This window comes from Streptomyces sp. NPDC052721 (assembly GCF_040678315.1).
Taxonomy (GTDB): Bacteria; Actinomycetota; Actinomycetes; order Streptomycetales; family Streptomycetaceae; genus Streptomyces.
Window position 1 is genome coordinate 182505 of the sequence record NZ_JBFATL010000009.1, and the last position, 19222, is coordinate 201726.

Genomic DNA, 19222 nt, shown 5'->3' on the forward strand with positions numbered 1-19222 from the left:
TCCTTCCCGGTTGCTCCGGTCTCGCAGTTTCCCACACGGGCCGGTGCGGGTCGGGGCCCGTCCGGCTCGCGGTCCTCGGGCCGCTCGTGCGGCGGCGGCGTACGACGTGCGTCCCCGCGTCCATGTCTGCGTCCCCGCCTGCGTGGCCGTGGGCTAGGGTCCGTCCACCGTGACCAGCACCTTGACCTGTTCGGGATCGACGGATGCGGCGAACGCCTTGGCGGCGTCCTGAAGCGGGTAGGTGGCGGTGACGATCTCGGCGGTGTCGATGACGCCGGAAGAGATCAGGGCCATCGCGGTGCGGTAGTCGTCGCCGGTGTACATCAGGGTGCCCTCGACGCGGATCTCCCGGTCCTGGATCAGGTCGAGGCGGACGGGGGTGCTCCCTGCGGCGCCGACGCCGACGACGATGATCGTGCCGCCCTTGGTGACCAGGTCGGTGGCCTGGGCGATGGACTGTTCGCGCGCCACGCAGTCGAAGACCACGTCGGCCGGTCCGCCGAGCGCCGCGTCGGCCTGGTCGGCGAGGTCGGGGGCGTCGGCGGGCAGGGCCGCGTCGGCTCCGAGACGCAGGGCGCGGTCCCGCTTGCCCGGCAGCAGGTCGGTGACGGCGATCCTCGCGGCGCCGGCGTGCCGGGCGGCGGCGAGGAGGAGCAGACCGATGGGTCCGGCGCCGAGCACGACGACCGTGCGTCCGGTGAGGTCACCTGCCTTCGCCACGGCGTGCACCGGGGTGGCCAGGGGTTCGACGAGGGCGGCCTCGATGTCGGTCATGCCGTCGGGAACGCGGTGGACGCGGTCGGCCGCGATGGTGAACAGGTCGGCCATGGCGCCGGGCGTCTGGCAGCCGAACACCTTCAACTCCTGACAGATGTTGTAGCGGCCGGAGCGGCACTGGGGGCACCGGCCGCAGTACAGGTTGGGCTCGATGATCACCCGGTCGCCGGGCGCGAAGTCCTCGGCTCCCTTCCCTGCCGCGGCGACTACGCCGACTGCCTCGTGGCCGGGGCGGTAGGGCAGGTCGATGAAGGGGTGGTGGCCGGCCGCCGCATGGGTGTCGGAGCCGCACACGCCGACGACGGTGGTGCGCAGCAGGAGTTCGTCGTCCCCGGGGACGGGGGCGGGCACCTCCTCGAGGGTGATGTCGTCGAGGGAGCGGACGAGAACGCGGCGGATCTGCTCGGTCATGTGGGTGTTCCGTTCGGTTCGGGCGTTCACGCGGTGGCGAGGCCGGGCTGGATCTGGATCTTGCGGCCGGTGCCTGCCTGGAAGCGGGCGACCGCGTCCGGGAACGCCGCCAGCGGGAGGCGGTCGCTGATGAAGACGCGCGGGTCGATGACACCGGTGGCGAAGAGGTCCGCGGCGCGTTCGAAGCTGTGCAGGATGGCCATGGAGCCGGTGATCGTGATCTCCTGGTTGTAGATCCTGTACGGCTCGATGGTGGCCCGGGCGGCGTAGTCGGCGACCCCGAACTGCAGGTATGTGCCGCCTTTGCCCACCCGGCCGAGGGCGTCCTGGATCGCTTTGGCGTTGCCGGTGGCGTCGACGACCAGATCCCAACCGTAGGGCGGCCGGTCGAGCTCGTCGGCGGACGCGGCACCGGCGGAGCAGCCCAACTGCCATGCCGTGGCCAGGCGTTCGGCGTTGATGTCGACGACGTCGACGCTCGCCGCGCCAGTGGCCTTGGCGAGCTGGAGCATCATCAGGCCCATGGTTCCGGCGCCGTAGACGAGCACGCGGGAGGCGAGGCGGCTGCGCAGGACGTCGTAGCCGCGCACCGCGCAGGACAGCGGCTCGATCAGGGCCGCGTCCTGGACGTCCACGTGGTCGGGCAGTCGTACGCAGTTGGCGACGGGCGCCACGGCGTACTCGGCGGCGGCGCCCGGGCGGGTGACGCCGATGGCAGCCCAGCGTTCGCAGAGGTTGTTGTGGCCGAGGCGGCAGTAGTGGCACTCGAAGCAGTACAGCGACGGGTCCACGGCGACCTGGTCGCCGTGCGCGAGTTCGGTGACCTCGCTGCCGAGGGCCACGACCTCCCCGGCGAACTCGTGGCCGGGGATGATGGGCAACTGCGGGGCGAACTCCCCCTGGAGGATGTGCAGATCCGTGCCGCACAGCCCGGTGGCCGCGACCTCGACGACGACCTCGCGCGGGCCGGGAGCGGGGTCCTCGACGGTGGCGATCTCGATGTCCCCGGGCTGGGTGATGACGGCCGCCCTCACTTCACCGCTCCCAGGGAGAGGCCGCGGACGAGCTTGTCCTGGGCGGCGAAACCGGCGATGAGGACGGGCAGCGACACGAGCGTGGCCGCCGCGCACAGCCGGGCCAGGAACAGGCCCTCGTTGGTGATGAAGCCGACCAGGAAGACCGGCGCGGTGGACGCCTTCGTCGCGGTGAGGTTCACGGCGAACATGAACTCGTTCCAGCTGAAGATGAAGCAGATCAGCGAGGTGGCGGCGAGTCCGGGCATGGCGACGGGCGCGACGACCCGCCACAGCACGGTGAGCAGGCCAGCGCCGTCGACCTCGGCCGCTTCGAGGATCTCCTTGGGGACTTCGGCGAGGAAGGAGCGCATCATCCAGACCGCGATCGGGAGGTTCATGGCGGTGTAGAGGATGACCAGGGTCCACACGTTGTCCAGCGTCCCGGCGTCCTTGACGATCAGGTACACCGGCAGGAGGGCGGCGATGGCGGGGAGGAACTTGGTGGACAGGAAGAAGAACATCACGTCGGTCCACTTCTCGACCGGCTTGATGGACAGCGCATAGGCCGCCGGCACCGCCAGGGCGAGCACCAGCAGCGTCGAAAGAACACTGGCCATGACCGAGTTGAGAAGGAACGGGGTGATGTCCCGGCTGAACAGCAGCTCGTACTGGTCGAAGGTGAGCGGCGCGAACGGGGTCGGCGGGTTGGTCGCCGCGTCCGCCTCCTGGTGGAAGGAGGTGAGCACCATCCACGCCACGGGCGCGAAGAACGCCAGCGTGGCGAGCCAGGCGACGAACGTCCACAGCGGCGACAGCCTGGGCGCACCGCCATGGTCGTCCTTACGGCGAAGGAGCTTCTTGAGCCTCGCCCCGGGCGCGGCGACTGCGGCATGGGTCATCGGGAAACCTCCTCGCGGAACAGCGACGCGATGGTGCGCAGCGCGAAGGTCGCGATGACGAACGCGCCGAGGACGACGACGACACCGGCGGCGGCTGCCTCGCCGTACTCGTACTTGCGGAACATGGTCAGGTAGATCTCGTAGGGCAGGTTGGTGGTCTGGGAGCCGGGGCCGCCCTGGGTGATGGTGAAGACCGCGTCGAAGGTCTGCACGACGTAGATCGTGCCGAGCAGGACGCCCAGCTCGATGTACTGGCGCAGGTGCGGCAGCGTGATGTGGCGGAAGGTCTGCAACGCGGAGGCGCCGTCCATGCGGGCCGCCTCCAGGACGTCACCGGGCTGCGCCTGCAGGCCGGCCAGGAGGATCAGCATCATGAACGGGGTCCACTGCCAGACCAGCGACACCACGACGGCAGGCATCGGGTAGGAGGAGATCCAGTCGACCGTGGGGCCGTTGTCCGCGCCGAACAACCGGTAGACGGCGTTGAGGGTGCCGTTGAGCAGTCCGTAGTCGGGGTTGTAGATGGCGTGCTTCCACAGCAGCGCCGCCGCGACCGGCATGACCAGGAACGGGGCGATGAGCAGCGTGCGCGCCAGCCCACGGCCGGCGAACCGGCGGTCGAGGAGCATCGCCAGACCGAGTCCGAGGATCACGCTGATGATCACCACAGACGCGGTGAGCACGACGGTGTTGAGCACGGCCGTGCGCAGCCGCTCGTCGGTGAAGACGAACGAGAAGTTGGACAGACCGACGAAGTGCCTCTCGCCCGGCCTGAGGATGTTCCACTGGAAGGTGGAGATGATCAACGTGGCCACGAAGGGCAGCTGCGTGACGACGATGGTGAAAATCAGCGCGGGCAGCAGCGGGATGCGGCGCTTCCACTTGGCGGCCGCGCCCGAGGACTTCCGGGGCCGGACGGGTGGCGATGCTGTCTTGGGGGGTGCGGTGAGCGTGGTCATGAATGGTTCCTCTGCCGGTGAAGGCCGGGGTCGGGGAAGCGGCGCCCGGCCGGCTCAGGGGCCGGCCGGGCGCTGAAGGTCACTTCTGGTAGGTCTTGGCGACTTCCTCGGCCAGCTTCTGGCCGTCGTTCAGTGCCTTGTCCACGCTGGTCTTGCCGGCGATGGCGGCGGAGATCTCCTGGGTCACCTTGGTGCCCAGGTCCTGGAACTCGGGGATGGCCACGTACTGGATGCCCACGGTCGGCCGGGGCTGGACGCCCGGGTTGGCCGGGTCGGCGCCCTCGATGGACTTCAGGGTGATGTCACCGAAGGAGGCGGCGGCCTTCTTGTACTCCGGGATCTCGTACGTGCTGGCCCGCTTGCCGGCCGGGACACGCGCCCAGCCGAGCTTCTCGCCGACGAGGTTCTCGTACTTCTTGCTGGAGGCCCACAGCATGAACTGCGCGGCGGCGTCGGCGTTCTTCGTGGTCTTGGGCATGGCCCACGACCAGGCCCACAGCCAGCCGCTGCTGTCCGTCTTGACGGTCGGTGCGTAGGCGTAGCCGACGTTGCCGGCGATCTTGCTGGAGGCGGGGTCCTCCAGCGACCCGGCCGCGCTGGTCGCGTCGTACCACATCGCGACCTTCTTCTGGCTCAGCGCGTTCAGGCACTCGGTGAACCCGGCCTGCGGGGCGCCGGCCTCACCGTGCTCGCGGACCAGGTCGACGTAGAACTTCGTGGCCTCCTTGAAGCCGCCGCTGTTGACCTGCGCCTTCCAGTCCTTGGTGAACCAGGTACCGCCGAAGGTGTTGACCATGGACGTCAGCGGCGCACCCAGCTCGCCCCAGCCGGCCAGACCACGCAGGCAGATGCCCTTCATGCCGGGCTCTGCGCCGTCGACCTCGGCCGCGATGTCGGCGATCTGCTGCCAGGTCGGCCGTTCGGGCACCGTGATGCCCTTCGCCTTCATGACGTCCTTGTTGTACATGAGCATCGAGGACTCGCCGTAGAACGGCAGGGCGTAGAGCTTGCCGTCCGATCCCGTGAGCGACTGCACCATCGGCTTGAGCAGGTCGGCCTTGTCGAAGCCCTTGTCCTTGTCGGCGTACGAGCCCAGGTCGTGCAGCCAGCCGTTCTTCTCCCAGATGGGCACCTCGTAGGCGCCGATGGTGGCGACGTCGTACTGGCCGGCCTGGGTGGCGATGTCCTGGGTGACCTTGTCGCGCAGCTCGTTCTCGGGCAGGACCGTGAAGTTGACCTTGATCCCGGTCTGCTTGGTGAAGTTGTCCTTGGTCAGCTTCGCGATGTCCTCCATCTGCGGGTTGCCGACCATGAGGACGTTGATGCTCTTCCCTCCGCCCGAGGACCCTCCCGCTCCGGCTCCGGAACAGGCGGTGGCGAGCAGGGCGGTGGCGGCGGCGCCGGCTATGAGGGCGTATCTGGTCGATGCCATGTGACGGGAGGACCTCTCGTGCGGGTTCGCCGGGGCCTCGACTGAGGCGCGGCGGGTCGAGCAAGGGTGCGGATGCGTCCTTGGGGAGTCGGGCGCGTTGCCGAATTATTAGCAGGAGACTGCCCCGTTGTTAACACATCTTGCGAGAAAATCGCTTGAGACTTATCGTCAAGCGGTCTCTGAGGGGCTACGGAACTCCACCGAACAGCCCAGCCCCAGCCCTCGGCCTTGCCGCCGCTGTCCCGGAGGAACGCACATGAGCGCCAGACCGGAACCCGCAGACCAGCCTGCCGTCGTCGCCGGAGACGCGCTGGCGGACCTCACCCCCGCCCGCACGGCCGATGGTGCCGCGGCCTTCCAGCCGCGCCCGGGCGGCTCCTGCCTCAACGTCGCCGCCGGTCTCGGCCGGCTCCGAGTCCCCACGGCACTGCTCGCGCGCATCTCCGACGACCACTTCGGCGATCTCCTGCGCGCGCACCTCGCGGCATCCGGCACCCGGCTCACCCGTGCGCTGCCTGCGTCCGCCCCCCACTCTCACCGCCGTGCATCTGCGCGAGGACGGGTCGGCCGCCTACTCCTGCCACGCGAACGGCACCGCCGACCGCGGCCTGCGCCCTGAACACCACGAGGCGCAGGTGTGGCGCATGGAATGGGGCGGACAGTGCGGGACGGGCTGCTGCTCGCCGTCGCTGTCGAAGTAGGAGGCGCCGTCGACGGCCGGCCACCAGTCCTGTCGGCGCCAGTCGCGTCGTCGAGGCGGCGGCCGGCCCGGCCCTTGGTGATGGTGGTGAAGACCCGCGCGTCACGGTCGAGCCGGTGGATGTGACGCTCGAGCGCCTCCAGGGTGTGAGGCGGGAGCGGGACCTCGCGGCGGCTCTCGGAGCTCTTCGGGTACTCCTTGATGCCACTCTTGGTGTTGACCTCCACCACGAACAAGCGCGACCGCCGCCCTGCGGACGCCGGCGCCGGTGAGACCACCTCCGCCCACCTGACCGCCCCGGGGCCCGAACCGCCTGGCGCGAGGCCCGGGACGCGCACCGCCAGCCTGCACCGTCGGCCCCGATGCCGGACCTGGAACTGCCGTGCTCCGGCCAGGGCGTGCGGCATTGTGCGGCCCGTGGCGTCCGGTCCGGCTACCAGCGCACCCCGAGCCGGTCAAACTCTGCACGCCGTTCGGGGGTGAGCTTGTCGGCCCGGCGGTGGGTGTTGTCCAGGAAGGTGCCGAGTTTGATGCCGACCGCTTCGCCGTCGACGTCCAGGCACTCGAAGTGTTCTCGGCGGCACACCCGGCGGGGCGGGAGACGACCCGACCGGATGTGCCGTTCGCGCGTCACGGGGTGAGGGAGGTGAGGGTGCCTCCTTCGACCTTCAGTGCCGCGCCGGTGGTGGCCGAGGCCCGGTCGGAACTGGTGAAGAGGATGAGATCGGCGACCTCAGAGGGCTCGATCAGCCGCTGGATCAGAGACGTCGGGCGGAAGCGGGCGATGAACTCGCGCTGCGCCGCGTCGAAGGACTCCGCCTCGGGGATGAGGGCGGTGATGTATTCCTCGATGCCTTCGGTGTGGGTGGGGCCGGGCAGCACCGAGTTGACGGTGACACCGGTGCCGGCCGCGGCCTTGGCCAGGCCGCTGGCCACCGCCAGCAGGGCGGTCTTGGTCATGCCGTAGTGGACCATGTCCAGGGGGGTGTCGATGGCCGTCTCGCTGGAGACGAACACGATGCGGCCGAAGCCGCGCGCCATCATGCCGGGCATGTACTGACGGGCAAGCCGTACGCCACTGAGGACATTGACCTCGAAGAAGCGGCGCCACTCCTCGTCGGGGATCTCCAGAACCGGGGTGGAGGCGAAGATACCGGTGTTGTTGACCAGGACATCAACCTCCGGGACCGCCTCCAGCAGCGCCTGAGCGCCTTCGGCCGTGGCCACGTCCGCGGCCACGGTGACGAGGTCTGCGCCGGGCACGCGCTCGCGGATGCCGTCGGCCGCCGCCTTCAGGCGGGCCTCGTCGCGGCCGTTGAGGACGGTGCGGGCCCCGGCACGGGCGAACGCCTCAGCAGTGGCCAGGCCGATACCCAGCGTCGAGCCGGTGATCAGCGCGGTGCGGCCGGTGAAGTCGATTTGCATGGTGTTTCCCTAGATAGTCCGGCAGTGAGCCGGTCGGAGAGGCCAGTCGCCTGCGCCTTCCGATTGAGACGGAACGTTCTCACTCACTATGAGACGGATCGTTCTCTCTCGTCAACCTTGATAGTGAGAACGTTCCGTCTCATAATGGAGCCGGCCGCGACCCTGGCCTTCGCCCCGACCTGAGGAGGACCCGCCGTGGCGCGACGCTCGGCCGAAGACACGCGGCGGCACATCCTGGAAGTCGCAGGCGACCTCTTCTACACACGGGGGGTCCGCGCGGTCGGCATGGACCTGGTCATCAGCAGCGCCGAGGTGGCCAACGCAACGCTCTATCGCCAGTTCGCGACCAAGGACGAGCTGGTCACCGCCTACCTCGTCACCCGCAACGAGCATTGGTGGCAGCGCCTGCGCGAAGCCGCCGCCGGCGCCCCAGACGCCCGCGCGAGGATCCGGGCCCTGTTCGACCTCACCCGCCGGGACATGGCCACCCCTGGTTACCGCGGCTGCGCCACGCTCAACATCACCAGCGAGTTCCCCGACCCGGACCATCCGGCCCACACGGCCGCCATCGCACACAAGACGGAAGTGCAGACCTGGCTGCGCGACCAGCTACGTGAGGCCGGCGACCCGGATCCCGAGGACACGGCCGGCAAGCTCCTGGTCATTCTCGACGGCGCACAGGTCCTGGCAGCGGCCCTGGGAACCGACGCCCCCGGTGACCACATGACCCAGCTGGCCGAACAGCTCCTCGACGCGCGGCTGCCCGCCCCCCACTGAGCCCGCCAACCGGCACGGCCAACGCTCAGTCGTGACCGTTCGCACCCGACGTAAGAGGCTCTGACGAAGTCGAGTGTCAAGCAGCCCCGGTTCCGCGGCTCCACTCGTTCGCCGGCGCAGGCGGCCATGCCGCCCTTACCTCGGCGCGGCATGGCGTCCGGGCCGGGGAATGCCTGCCGACGGGAGCGGTTCCCGCCGAGGCTGGGAGCAGCGGCATAGGACGAGGTCCTGCGAATAGAGCCGCGACCTACGGCCAGGTGTTCGCGGGCGGTGGGCCAGGCCGCCCGAACGACCTCGTCAGGCACCCCAGTGCGGTGTGATGGCTTCCCCCTGGCCGTTCAGCCGGCGGGAACGGCGTCCGCCGGGTTCGTGTGCCAGTTCGTCACCACGGGCTTGTCGACCAGAGTGTTCCCGATCGGCAGCGAGACGGGGTGGGGGTCGCCGTCGCTGACCGACACGATGACCGTGCCGTACTCCGTGCCGTAGTCGTTGTTCGTGGTCTTCGGGTTCACACCGGCGTAGACCGTCTTGCCACCGCTCAGGGTGATCTCCGGACCCGCCGACTGCTCGGCCGGGTGGGCCTGCGTACCCCCGGAGCCGAAAGCGACCACCGGCAGTCCCGCCGGCAGCACACAGGTGATACCGGGCTTGGCGCTGACACTGATCTGGATGTAACCGCCGGCCTGCGTCATCGACTTGGCCGACCAGCGCAGGTCGTTGGACCCGCAGCCCTGGCCGTACCCGGTCTTGTCGGCGGCACCGCTGTCCTTGGAGACCCGGCCCGAGCCCGTGCCACCGGCAGTGCCGCCGGTGGTGCCACCGCTGCGGGAGGCGCCCGCCGCGGTCCCGCTCGTCCGGCTCTCCTGGCCGCCCGAACCGCCGGCCTCGCCGGCGCTGGGCGCCGGCGCGGGAGAGGACGTTGCCGTTGCCGCCGAACCGGCGACCGTCTTCGCCGAGGTGGTGCCGGTGGCACTGGGGTCCCCCTGGCAGGCCGTCATCAGCAGCCCGGCGCCGAGCGCGGCCGAAACAGCGAACGCGGTACGGAAGCGGTGGTTCATGAGATGTCTCCTCAGTCGGCGAGCGCGTGACCGCGCCCTAGTGATCGCCTCTTCGATCAGCACGACGGGAGCTTCCACGGATCAGTTCGACGCGGTGGCAGCTTGGGCACGGCCCTGAGACACGCCTGTGACAGAACACGTCCGGTCCTGCGCGATCGTCGCCAGCCGCCCGGCCGATCACCCCTCTACAGACACCCAGTAAGTAAGTTACCTCGTGGACCGTGAACACCTATTTGGTCAGCTCTACCCACCCTGATGAGGCGATTCAACCCTCAGTTGACACCATCTTGACAGGTGTTGCTCCGTTGACGATGCTGGTGTCTCCAACGGACAGGGAGGCACCGTGCACGAGCACGACGAATACCTGTATTTCCTTCGGCGCGCCTTCGACGGGATGCTCGGCGCACTGGAGGAACTGGGTGACGACCTCGGCAACACCGCGCCGGCCCTGCCCGGCGCCAACTCCCCCTACGCCATCGCGTACCACTGCGTCGGCGTGGCCGACTACTGGCTGGGCCACGTCGTCGCGGGGCGGCGCGTCGACCGCGACCGTCCCTCCGAGTTCACGGCGGAGGGGGACGTGCGGCGCCTGCGGAACGAGGTCGACGCGCTCTTCGCACGTCTGGAGGCGGACCTGCGTGAGGCGACGCCGTCCGAGTCGCCGCGCAACGCGCCGCCTGCCGAGTTCGAGGGGCCGGACCGTCCCCTGAGCGTGCGGGGCGTACAGCTGCACGTACTGGAGGAACTGGCCCAGCATCATGGGCAGGTGGAGATCACCCGTGATCTGCTGCGAGCGGGGGATCCGGCATGAATGCCGCACCGGCTCGGAGCGTTCCCGGGTTCGACGATCTCGGCCTCGACTGGCTGCGCGCTCGCGGCAGCGTGAAGTGGCACCGCCCGGAGCGGGACGTCCTGCCGGCGTGGGTGGCCGACATGGACTTTCCCACCCCGCCGCCGGTGGTGGCCGCACTGCACGAGGCCGTCGACCGGTGCGATCTCGGTTATCCGGACTGGCCGGACGGCAGTCCGTTGCGCACCGCCTTCGCGAAACGGATGGCCGAGCGCTATGGATGGGCCGCGTCGGCGCACCGGGTGCGCGAGCAGACCGACCTCATCCAGTGCCTGCAACTCGTCCTCCACCTCGCCACGTCGGAGGGCGACGCGGTGGCGGTGCAGGTCCCCAACTACCCGCCGTTCCTGGCGACGTTGCGGACGATGAACCGGCGCATCGTTCCCGTCCCGATGGAAGACACCGACGATGGCTGGCGCATGGACTTCGCCGCCCTGGACACCGCGGTGAAGCGGTCCGCCTGCAAAGTGCTCCTCCTGGTCAACCCGCACAACCCCACCGGCCGGGCGCTGACGTACGACGAACTCACCGAGATGGCCGCCATCGCCGGCCGGCACGATCTGCTCGTCATCAGCGACGAGATCCACGCCGAGCTGACCTACGCGCCCCACAGGCACATCCCTTTCGCGAGCCTGTCCGACGACGCAGCGCGCCGCACGGTCACGTTGACTTCCGCGACCAAGGCGTTCAACCTGGCCGCCATCCGCTGTGCCGTGACGCACTACGGCCCGGACCGCCTCCTCGCGCTGCGCGACGCGCAGCCGCCCGACCTGTACGGCACTGTCTCACCGCTCGGTGTCGTCGCCACCCTGGCAGCGTGGGAGCACGGCGACGCCTGGCAGCGCGATCTGCTGACCGTGCTGGACCGCAATCGCCGGCGCGTCCACGAGGTGCTGCGCGACCGGCTCCCGCAGGTCCGCCACCACCTGCCCGAGGCCACCTACCTGGCGTGGCTGGACACCCGGCCGCTCGGCCTGGGCGAGCCGCCGGTGGAGAAGGTGCTCAGGGACGGCCGGGTCCTGCTCGATGGCGGCGACCCCTTCGGTCCTCAGGCCGAGGGGTTCCTGCGGCTGAACTTCGCCACCTCGCAGCAGGTGCTGGAGGAGATCCTCGGCCGCATCGCCGGGGCCCTGGGCGGGCGGGAGCGGTGACGGCGGTGCCGGAGACCAGCTGGCACCATGAGGGTGTGGATGACTTCGTCTTTGTCAGCGGACGGCTGTCCCTGGACCTCGCGGGCACCCTGCTGTGGCGGCGGAGCCGGCGCATCGAACTGCTGCGCTCCCCTGCCGACCTGGGACGCTGGATCCAGCAGGCGGGCCTGCTCGACGCGCCCGGTCCACTGGACCCCCGCGCCCTGTCGAGGACGTGCCGCCTCAGGGAAGCCGTGTACACGCTGGTTCGCGCGTGGCCCCCGACGCCGGCCGCGGACACCGAGGTGCGGGACGCGCTCGCCGAGGTGAACGAGGCGGCCCGTTTGCCGCTGCCGAGGCACCAGCTCGACGGGAACGGTCACCTGATCCGTACCGGGGGCGTCGACGAGGTGCTCGGCGCGGTGGCCCGGGACGCAGTCGATCTGCTCGGCGGCGCCGACTTCACCCGCGTACGGGAATGTTCGAACGAGGACTGCACCCGCCTCTTCGTAGACCTCTCGCGGTCCGCCAACCGGCGCTGGTGCGGCATGGCCGAGTGCGGGAACCGGCACAAGGTGGCCAACTACCGCAAGCGGCGCCAGCAGACCGCGCACTGACCGCTTCCGGCCGCCGAGCGGGCGTTCCGGCCTGCCGAGACGGGGCAGCACGGTGGCCTCGCTCCGGCGAGCCGGCCGTCGTCTAACCGGCCCTTCCGCCGAGTTCCCAGTGCCACAGCACCTCGCAGAGCCGCTTGTGCCCTTCGGTCAGATGCCGGCGGTACGTGCTGTACGGCAGCCCGAGCCGTGCCGCGGCCGCTTCCTGGGTGGTGGCCGTCTGACGCAGGTAGGTGGCGGCCAGCGCCCGGTGCTGCCTGCCCGACCTGGCGTCCCGCCGCACCTCGTCCACGGCGCCCACCAGGGTGTGCCGCAGGGCCGCCACCGGGTCCTGCTGTGTCGTCCAGCCGAACCGGGTGCACAGCCGGCTGGAGAAGAGGGCGCTGCCGCGCAGGGCGTCGGGCCGGTGGAGGTCCCGCAGCGCCTGCCGTACGGCCGCGTCGAATTCCGTTCTCGTCAGGGGCTTGGCCGGCGCCCCCTCCGGCTCCGGCACGGCGGGGGCTTCGGTGAGCGCCCCCGGCTGCGTCCGGTCGAACCAGACCTCCAACGGCGTCACCCGCCAGTCGCACGCGAAGGTGGTGAAGGTACGGCCCTGCTCCCACGGCGTACGGAACATCTCCTCGTGACCGAGGTGGTCCATCAACGGTCCCCACAACTGCGCGTCCGGCGTGGTGATGAAGGACCAGGCCAGGCCGCGGGACCGGATCCAGTCGCTGCAGATGCGCAGTTGCATCAGGTGCCCGACGCTCGATATCTCTCCATAGGCTCCCGGGTAGATCATGAAACGGCTGATCCGCAGGTGCTGGTCGGGCAGCAGCGGACCCCGTTGCGCGACACCGGCCCACGCCTGTGCGACGACCGGATCCAGGCTGCCCCCCACCTGCGGATCGGTCAGCCGCAACCACAGCATGAAAGCGACGAGTTCACCCGTCTGAGCGCTGCGGTACATGCGGAACGCGCCGGGCTGCTCCTGGAGCCAGAAGCGGACGATGTCCGCGGAACGAGGACCTTCCGTCTCCAGGGTCATCCGGACCGCCCGCTCGTGGTCGTGCGGCCGCAGGACGTCCTCGTAGGCGTCTCCCTCCCGGTCGATCCTCTTGAAGTACGGCTCCATCGGCCCGTACCGCTTGAGGTAGGTCAGCGCGCGGATCGCGGTCATCGCCTCCGTCTCGGAGGCGGTCCTGGCCCGCTGGAGCAGGTGGTGACCGGTGCGGACGTGCATCTGTTCGTAGCTGTCGGGGTCTCGCCAGCGGAAGTCCTGATCCAGGACCTCGCTCACCAGCTCGTGCAGGAACAGGCCCTGGCGGCCGTACTCGGCGAACGGCAGCGCCCGAAGCCAGGTGAACATCTCGGCGGCCCGGTCCTCCCCGATCACCGCTCCCAGCAGTGTCTCGGTCGTGGTGAGCACGTGGGCGGCGGTCTCCAGGGCGAGTCGGTGGTCACGGGAGGGCAGCTCTCCCACGAGCGCGGACAGAAGATTGGCGATCATGTCGGGTCCGGGGGCCCACTGCGAGGTGTCCGCAGTACCGGCCTGCGTCACCGAGGCGGCCAGGCTCAGCGCGAGCGGGTGACCGTCCGCGAAGGCCAGGATGGCCTCGCGCCGTGCCGGACCCACCCCGCGCCGCTCCAGCAGGGCGGTGGCCGTGGGCCGGTCCAGCGACCCGAGCGGGAGCACCTCCAGCAGATCGCTCCAGGCCAGGTCGCACAGCCATTCGGCGCTCGGCGGACGTCGTCCCGCCACGACCACGACGGCGTCCTCGCGCAGGCCGGGCAGGAAGCGGTCCCGCAGCCAGCCTTCCAGGCCCTGGCAGCGTTCGAACCCGTCGATGAACAACACGACGCCCGGGCCTGTGACGGCGTCGGTCGCCTCGGCCAGGAAACCGGCCGGGGACGGGGTCACCCGGTGGCCGTCCACCCACACGATCCGGCGGCCTGCCCGGCGCGCCTCGTCCTCGAACCGGCGAAGCAGCGTCGACTTGCCCACGCCGCCTGACCCGTGGACGTAGAGGACCGGGCCCGCGCCCTGGGCGCCGTCGAGGGCGGCGCGGAAACGGTCCACTTCCTCGGACCGCCCCACGAACGTCCGGTTCCGCGCGGCCCGCAGGCGGTTCCCCAGGCTTCCGGAGTCAGTTGTCACGTACACATGTTAGGAACACCGGACCTGCTCGAAGGTCTGGGCACCGCCGAAGTGTCCACGCGGCGGTGCAGGCACGCGATCCGATCCCCTGACACGGTGAATCGCTTGTCCCCGAGAAGGCACATGGTCGCCGGCGCCGTCACGTCTCATGGTGGGCGTAGCCGTTCCGCCAGGCCCACGCGGCGATCTCCACACGGTTGCAGGTCGACAACTTGGCCTGGATGTTGGTCAGGTGCGTCTTCACTGTGCCCACGGTGATGCAGAGCGCGCCGGCGATCTCAGCGTTGGTCAGCCCGTGGGCCACCAGGCGGACGACGTCGAACTCGCGCGGTGAGAGGTCCGCTTCCGCGCCTCGCGCGGGGGGCGTCCGCATCATCCGTTCCAGCAGACGGACGGTGATGGCGGGGCTGATGAGCGAGTCGCCGGCCGCCGCCGCGCGTACCGCCTCGGCCAGGAGGCGGGGGCCGGAGTCCTTGAGGACGAAGCCGCAGGCACCGGACTGAAGGGCCCGGGTGACGTACTCGTCGTCATCGAACGTCGTCACCATCACGACTCTCGGCGTGTGACGCGCGCCCGGCCGGGTCAGGGCTCGCAGGGCGCCGAGGCCGTCAAGGCGGGGCATGCGGATGTCCATGAGGATGACGTCGGGGTGGTGGCGTGCGGCCAGGTCGACGGCCTGCACGCCGTCCTCCGCCTCGGCCACGATGGTGATGTCGTCCTCGACGGACAGGATCATGGCCATGCCGGTGCGGACGATGGCCTGGTCGTCCACGACCATGGTCCGGATCACGCGGCGCCCGCCGGGGAGAGCGGGAGGGGCAATGGCAGGCGTGCGTGGACCTGCCAGGCCCCGTCGGTGCCGGCACCGGTGCGCAGACTGCCCCCCGCACTGGTCACCCGCTCCCTGAGACCCGTGAGGCCGTAGCCGGGCGGGGCAGAAGGCCTGGCCGCTCCGTCGTTGTCGACCGAGACGACCACGTGCCGCTGTTCGACCTGCACCCGCACGGTCACCGTGCGGCAGGCGGGAGCGTGCTTGCGGATGTTGGTCAGGGCTTCCATCACCACGCGGTGGACGATGTCGACCGCGTCCGTCGGAAGCCGCTCGGTGGGCCCGTCCTCGACAAGTCGCACGGACACGCCGGCGGCGCCGAACTCCGCTACCAGGTCGCGTACGGCGGTCATGCCGCCGGGAGGGGTAAGCGGGGCACCCGGATCGTCCGCCCTGAGCGCGCCGACCATGCGGCGCAGGGACACGAGCGCCTCCGCGCCGGTGTCCTCGATGCGGCGCAGGGCGGCCGGCACGAGGTCGGGCCGCTTGTCGGCGATGGCACCGGCGCCCTGGGCCTGGACCACGATGCCCGTCACATGATGGGCGACGTAGTCATGGAGGTCCCTGGCCAGCCGCACACGTTGTTCGAGGCGGATGCGGTACTCCCGTTGCCGCCGGTCGGCCACGACGAGCCGGGCGGTCACGGCGGCGCCCGCCACGGCCACGGCGATCAGCGTCGAGACGAAGGCGACGATGACGCTGCCCTCGCGGACCTCCACCGCGAGAGGGCGCGACACCACGGCGGCGATCAACGCCACCGACCCCACCACCGCGGGGACGGCTGCGGCGTGCCGGGCCGTGAACGCCAGGACGATCAGCAGCGCGACCGGTTCGCAGGCGCCGTACGCCGTGGACACGCCGTGGCCCGCGCGCAGGTGCACCGCCGTGGTGAAGGCCAGCGATGCCACGGCGGCTGCCAGGCCCGCGCACGCCGTGCCCCGGGGACCCGCGCCACGCCGCGTGATCCAGGGCAGTGCGAGGAGGACGACGGCCGACGTCATCGCCGACAGACCCAGCAACGGGCCGGTGACCGGCTGGCGGAAGGTCCCCCACCGCAGGTCTAGCTGTGCGGCGGCCGCCACGAGAAGGAGCAGGGAGGGCCACCGCAGTGTGGCCGCAGCTCGTAGGAGGGCCGGCGGCCGAGGTCGAGGGGAGGACATGCGGTGAAGGGTAGGACGGCCGGCTCCTCCTGCCCTCTGCCGAAAGTCGTAGAGGCCGTCCGAGAGACCTGTCTTTCGCCGGATCCGCACGGTGACCGCGTCCGGGGAGGGTTGCCACCGATCCCCTGTCGGAACCCGGAGCAGCTGACACATGAACCTGAACCTGACCATCGAAGCGACGTACGTCCTGGGCCCCGCCCTCGTCGTCTTCCTCTCTGTGGCCGCCGTGCGCCACCGTCGCGCGCGTCCCGGCTGGGCGGGCCGGCACGTGGTACTGCGCACCGCCGCGTGCCTCTACGCCGCGGCCGTGCTGTCGATCACGGTCTTCCCCCTGGAGGTGACCTGGGGCAGGTACGCCAACCAGATGCCGTGGCCGAACCAGGTGAACTACGTCCCTCTGGTCACCGCTGACGTGACCGCGGTGCCGAACATCCTGATGTTCATGCCGCTCGGTACGCTGCTGCCCCTCCTCACACGGGTGAACAGCACGGCCCGGGCCGTCGGGGTGAGCGCGCTGGCGAGCCTGTGCATCGAGTTGACGCAGTTGCTGTCGTACGTGCTCTTCCACAACGGCCGCGCCGTCGACGTCAACGACCTGCTCGCCAACACGCTGGGCGGCCTGTTCGGCTACGTCCTCGTGCGCTTCGCCCTCGGCAGGCCCTCGGCACGTGAGCTGCTGCGGGCCTTCGCGCTGCCCGGATCCACCGCGGGGCGGCCGGTCGTGACGACGGTCGCTTGACCGGTCGGGCGGCGGACAGCTACGTCCGCGTCCAGATGAGCGGGATGTTGCGCTTCGCGGGACCGGCCGGCACCGCCGGTGAACCCGACACGGCACATCACCGTTGTGGTCGACGGAGCGCCGGCGACGGGCGGACCACGTACGCCAGGACTCCGGGCGTACAGGCAATAGGGCACACGCCACCGGCTCGGAGCCGTGACGCTCCTCCATCATCCACACGACTCAGAGGCGCCATGACGCACTTCACCAACCGGTTGCTGTCCGCACACCGGACACTCGCGGCGATCACCGTGGCCGGGGCCACGCTGCTGTCCGCCGGAGCTGCCTCCACTGCCTTCGCCCAGACGCCGTCCGCGTCCTCGGCGGACGGTCCCAACTACGTAGCGCTCGGCGACTCCTACGCCTCCGGCGCCGGGCTTCCCGGCGTCACGGACGTCGAGTGCGACCGCACCACCGCCGGTTACGCCGCCGTCGTCTCCCGAACGTCGGCGGGCAAGGGCCGCACCTTCAAGAACGTCACCTGCACCGGAGCCACCACGGCCGCCCTGTGGAACACGCAGGGCTCCAAGCCCGCGCAGCTGAACGCCCTCACTCCCAACACCAAGCTGGTCACCCTGACGTTGGGAGGCAACGACCTCGGCTTCACCAACGTGCTGACCACATGTGCGCTCGTGGCCCCCTCGGATCCGGCCGGAAGCCCGTGCAAGAACTACTTCACGGCCGGCGGCAAGGACGTGCTCGGCGAACGCATCAACACGGTCGAAGGCCGTGTCCGCGACGCTCTCACCGACATCAGGCGGCGCAGCCCCGACGCCAAGGTGATCGTGGTCGGCTACCCGGCCCTCTTCCCCGACAGCGGCGTCGGATGCGCCGAGGTCCCCTTCGCCAAGGGTGACTTCGCCTTCCTGCGTGACGTCACGAAGAAGCTCAACCGGGCGTTGCAGCGCCGGGCCACGGCCGGAGACAGGGCCGTGCGCTTCGCGGACACCTATGCCGTGACTGTCGGGCACGACATGTGCCAGCCGCGCGACACACGGTGGATCGAGTCCTTGAACCCGGGCGAGAACACGCTGGCCGCGCATCCCAACTCGGTCGGCCAGTTCGCGATGGCGGCAGCCACGTACGAGGAGATCCTCAAGCCGTAACCGTCCGGCTGTACGGGGCTGATGTCTTAGGGCATCAGCCCCCTTCCGATTTTCGCAGCGCACCGGCTACCGCATGCGGCCGGCCCGACGTCGTACGGCCGCCCGCGTGTACCAGAGCGCGCCCTGAACATGGGGCACATCACGAGAAGTTGAGGTCAGGATCCGACAGGTCCCAGAAGTGAGCGTTGTCATGCGTGCCCGGCTACGGGCTGGGGAGCCGGCCGCGTTCGCCGAGTTGTTCGACAGCCATGCCCGCGGCGTGTACAACCACGCCTTCCGTCTGACCGCCGACTGGTCGACGGCCGAGGACGTCATGGCCACCACCTTCATGGAGGCCTGGCGGCTACGCGACAGGATCGATGCCGGAGGCGACTCGCTGCGGCCATGGCTGCTCGGCATCGCCACCAACACCGCACGCAACCAGATGCGCAGCAACCGGCGTTACCGCCGAGCGGTCCTCTCGAACACAGCCGCCGGAACGAATGTGCCCGACCACGCGGACGGGGTGTCCGAGCAGATCGACGAGCAGCACGAGCTGGCCGTGGTACTCCGGGCGCTCGCCACCCTGCGCGGACCCGAACGCGAGGTCATCGCATTGTGCGTGGGGGAAGGGCTCGACTACGAGGCGGCGGCGAAAGCGCTCGGGATCCCCGTGGGAACGGTCGCCTCCCGGCTGGCACGGGCCCGCAAGAAACTGCGCTTCCTCGCGGACGCCGAACTGGCGGGAACATCCGGTCCGGCAGCGGCAGTCCCCGACACCGGCACAGCCCCGTTCACCACCCGGCGCGCACCGTACCGGCGGGGGATCCGAAAAAGTTCGGCGCAAACGGGAAGCCGGGGTGGCCGGCCGACAGATACCAGGTGACCGCGTCAACACCGCCCGGCCCGCACAGGAAGGAAACCGATGAGCGCGAACACGCCCCGGCACAGCCCGGGCCCTCGGGAAGAAGCCGTCGCACAGCTGCTGTCCCGCACTGCGCGTGACCTGCCAACGGGCCGCCACGAGCACCACAAGGAGCACCTGATGGCACACATCGAGCAGACACAGCGCACCCAGGAAACCACCCCCACCACCACCAGGACACGACGCCTCCGGCTGCCCCGCCCCGCCATCACACTGCCCGCCATCGCCGCAGCCGTCGCCGCAGCCGTCATCACCGGCAC

Annotated in this window: 20 protein-coding genes; 9 read left to right on the forward strand and 11 right to left on the reverse strand. The window is 70.2% G+C overall.

Annotated elements, in window-relative coordinates; genetic code table 11:
- Positions 1–153: 153 nt before the first annotated feature.
- The 5 genes from AB0L21_RS12080 to AB0L21_RS12100 all read right to left on the reverse strand — a co-directional run bounded on the left by AB0L21_RS12080 (position 154) and on the right by AB0L21_RS12100 (position 5494).
- Positions 154–1188 carry an alcohol dehydrogenase catalytic domain-containing protein gene (locus AB0L21_RS12080; protein ID WP_365783674.1) on the reverse strand — a complete coding sequence of 345 codons (1035 nt, stop codon included), beginning with the start codon at positions 1186–1188 and terminating at the stop codon, positions 154–156.
- Between the two features lie 26 nt (positions 1189–1214).
- Complete coding sequence (locus tag AB0L21_RS12085) at positions 1215–2222, reverse strand: zinc-dependent alcohol dehydrogenase family protein (protein ID WP_365783675.1); 1008 nt, start codon at positions 2220–2222, stop codon at positions 1215–1217.
- On the reverse strand, positions 2219–3103 hold the full coding sequence (locus AB0L21_RS12090; protein ID WP_365701093.1) for a carbohydrate ABC transporter permease: 885 nt from the start codon (positions 3101–3103) through the stop codon (positions 2219–2221). The genes AB0L21_RS12085 and AB0L21_RS12090 overlap by 4 nt, the downstream gene beginning before the upstream one ends.
- The gene (locus AB0L21_RS12095) at positions 3100–4062 is read right to left on the reverse strand and encodes a sugar ABC transporter permease (protein ID WP_365783677.1); all 963 of its coding nucleotides are present in this window, start codon (positions 4060–4062) and stop codon (positions 3100–3102) included. The genes AB0L21_RS12090 and AB0L21_RS12095 overlap by 4 nt, the downstream gene beginning before the upstream one ends.
- 79 nt (positions 4063–4141) lie before the next feature.
- Entirely contained in the window at positions 4142–5494 is a 1353-nt protein-coding gene (locus tag AB0L21_RS12100; RefSeq protein WP_365783679.1) for a sugar ABC transporter substrate-binding protein, read from the reverse strand.
- 256 nt (positions 5495–5750) lie between these two features.
- On the opposite strand from AB0L21_RS12100, the gene AB0L21_RS12105 reads away from it, so the two are divergent.
- Both AB0L21_RS12105 and AB0L21_RS12110 read left to right on the forward strand, forming a co-directional pair.
- On the forward strand, positions 5751–6113 hold the full coding sequence (locus AB0L21_RS12105; RefSeq protein ID WP_365783681.1) for a PfkB family carbohydrate kinase: 363 nt from the start codon (positions 5751–5753) through the stop codon (positions 6111–6113).
- Complete coding sequence (locus tag AB0L21_RS12110) at positions 6037–6195, forward strand: hypothetical protein (RefSeq protein WP_365783707.1); 159 nt, start codon at positions 6037–6039, stop codon at positions 6193–6195. The genes AB0L21_RS12105 and AB0L21_RS12110 overlap by 77 nt, the downstream gene beginning before the upstream one ends.
- 432 nt (positions 6196–6627) lie before the next feature.
- Here AB0L21_RS12110 and AB0L21_RS12115 read toward each other — a convergent pair whose 3' ends face one another.
- Together AB0L21_RS12115 and AB0L21_RS12120 are read right to left on the reverse strand one after the other, a co-directional pair.
- Entirely contained in the window at positions 6628–6828 is a 201-nt protein-coding gene (locus AB0L21_RS12115; protein ID WP_365701082.1) for a hypothetical protein, read from the reverse strand.
- On the reverse strand, positions 6825–7619 hold the full coding sequence (locus AB0L21_RS12120; RefSeq protein WP_365701080.1) for an SDR family oxidoreductase: 795 nt from the start codon (positions 7617–7619) through the stop codon (positions 6825–6827). The genes AB0L21_RS12115 and AB0L21_RS12120 overlap by 4 nt, the downstream gene beginning before the upstream one ends.
- 195 nt (positions 7620–7814) lie before the next feature.
- Between AB0L21_RS12120 and AB0L21_RS12125 the strand changes: the two genes are divergently transcribed.
- Positions 7815–8396 carry a TetR/AcrR family transcriptional regulator gene (locus tag AB0L21_RS12125; protein WP_365783683.1) on the forward strand — a complete coding sequence of 194 codons (582 nt, stop codon included), beginning with the start codon at positions 7815–7817 and terminating at the stop codon, positions 8394–8396.
- Positions 8397–8734: 338 nt separating this feature from the next.
- Here the strand turns inward: AB0L21_RS12125 and AB0L21_RS12130 are convergent, their stop codons facing one another.
- Complete coding sequence (locus tag AB0L21_RS12130; RefSeq protein WP_365783685.1) at positions 8735–9454, reverse strand: DUF4232 domain-containing protein; 720 nt, start codon at positions 9452–9454, stop codon at positions 8735–8737.
- A gap of 343 nt (positions 9455–9797) precedes the next feature.
- On the opposite strand from AB0L21_RS12130, the gene AB0L21_RS12135 reads away from it, so the two are divergent.
- From AB0L21_RS12135 to AB0L21_RS12145, 3 genes are read left to right on the forward strand one after another with little or no spacing between them, the layout of a single operon-like run.
- Positions 9798–10265 carry a DinB family protein gene (locus tag AB0L21_RS12135; protein ID WP_365783687.1) on the forward strand — a complete coding sequence of 156 codons (468 nt, stop codon included), beginning with the start codon at positions 9798–9800 and terminating at the stop codon, positions 10263–10265.
- On the forward strand, positions 10262–11455 hold the full coding sequence (locus AB0L21_RS12140; protein WP_365783689.1) for an aminotransferase class I/II-fold pyridoxal phosphate-dependent enzyme: 1194 nt from the start codon (positions 10262–10264) through the stop codon (positions 11453–11455). Before AB0L21_RS12135 ends, AB0L21_RS12140 begins: the two co-directional genes overlap by 4 nt.
- 35 nt (positions 11456–11490) lie before the next feature.
- Complete coding sequence (locus AB0L21_RS12145; protein WP_365783691.1) at positions 11491–12051, forward strand: ABATE domain-containing protein; 561 nt, start codon at positions 11491–11493, stop codon at positions 12049–12051.
- An 82-nt stretch (positions 12052–12133) separates the two neighbouring features.
- On the opposite strand, the gene AB0L21_RS12150 is transcribed toward AB0L21_RS12145, so the two are convergent.
- From AB0L21_RS12150 to AB0L21_RS12160, 3 genes are all read right to left on the reverse strand, one after another.
- Positions 12134–14185, reverse strand: coding sequence for an ATP-binding protein (locus tag AB0L21_RS12150; protein WP_365783693.1), 2052 nt, complete (start codon positions 14183–14185; stop codon positions 12134–12136).
- A gap of 139 nt (positions 14186–14324) precedes the next feature.
- On the reverse strand, positions 14325–14963 hold the full coding sequence (locus tag AB0L21_RS12155; RefSeq protein WP_365783694.1) for a response regulator transcription factor: 639 nt from the start codon (positions 14961–14963) through the stop codon (positions 14325–14327).
- Positions 14964–14971: 8 nt separating this feature from the next.
- Positions 14972–16174, reverse strand: coding sequence for a histidine kinase (locus tag AB0L21_RS12160; RefSeq protein WP_365783696.1), 1203 nt, complete (start codon positions 16172–16174; stop codon positions 14972–14974).
- Positions 16175–16325: 151 nt separating this feature from the next.
- Here AB0L21_RS12160 and AB0L21_RS12165 point away from each other — a divergent pair, with 151 nt between their 5' ends.
- The 3 genes from AB0L21_RS12165 to AB0L21_RS12175 all read left to right on the forward strand — a co-directional run bounded on the left by AB0L21_RS12165 (position 16326) and on the right by AB0L21_RS12175 (position 18923).
- Positions 16326–16913, forward strand: a complete 588-nt coding sequence (locus AB0L21_RS12165; RefSeq protein WP_365783698.1) for a VanZ family protein — start codon at positions 16326–16328, stop codon at positions 16911–16913.
- Between the two features lie 233 nt (positions 16914–17146).
- The gene (locus AB0L21_RS12170) at positions 17147–18058 is read left to right on the forward strand and encodes an SGNH/GDSL hydrolase family protein (RefSeq protein ID WP_365783700.1); all 912 of its coding nucleotides are present in this window, start codon (positions 17147–17149) and stop codon (positions 18056–18058) included.
- Between the two features lie 178 nt (positions 18059–18236).
- Positions 18237–18923 carry a sigma-70 family RNA polymerase sigma factor gene (locus AB0L21_RS12175; protein ID WP_365783703.1) on the forward strand — a complete coding sequence of 229 codons (687 nt, stop codon included), beginning with the start codon at positions 18237–18239 and terminating at the stop codon, positions 18921–18923.
- Positions 18924–19222: the final 299 nt, after the last annotated feature.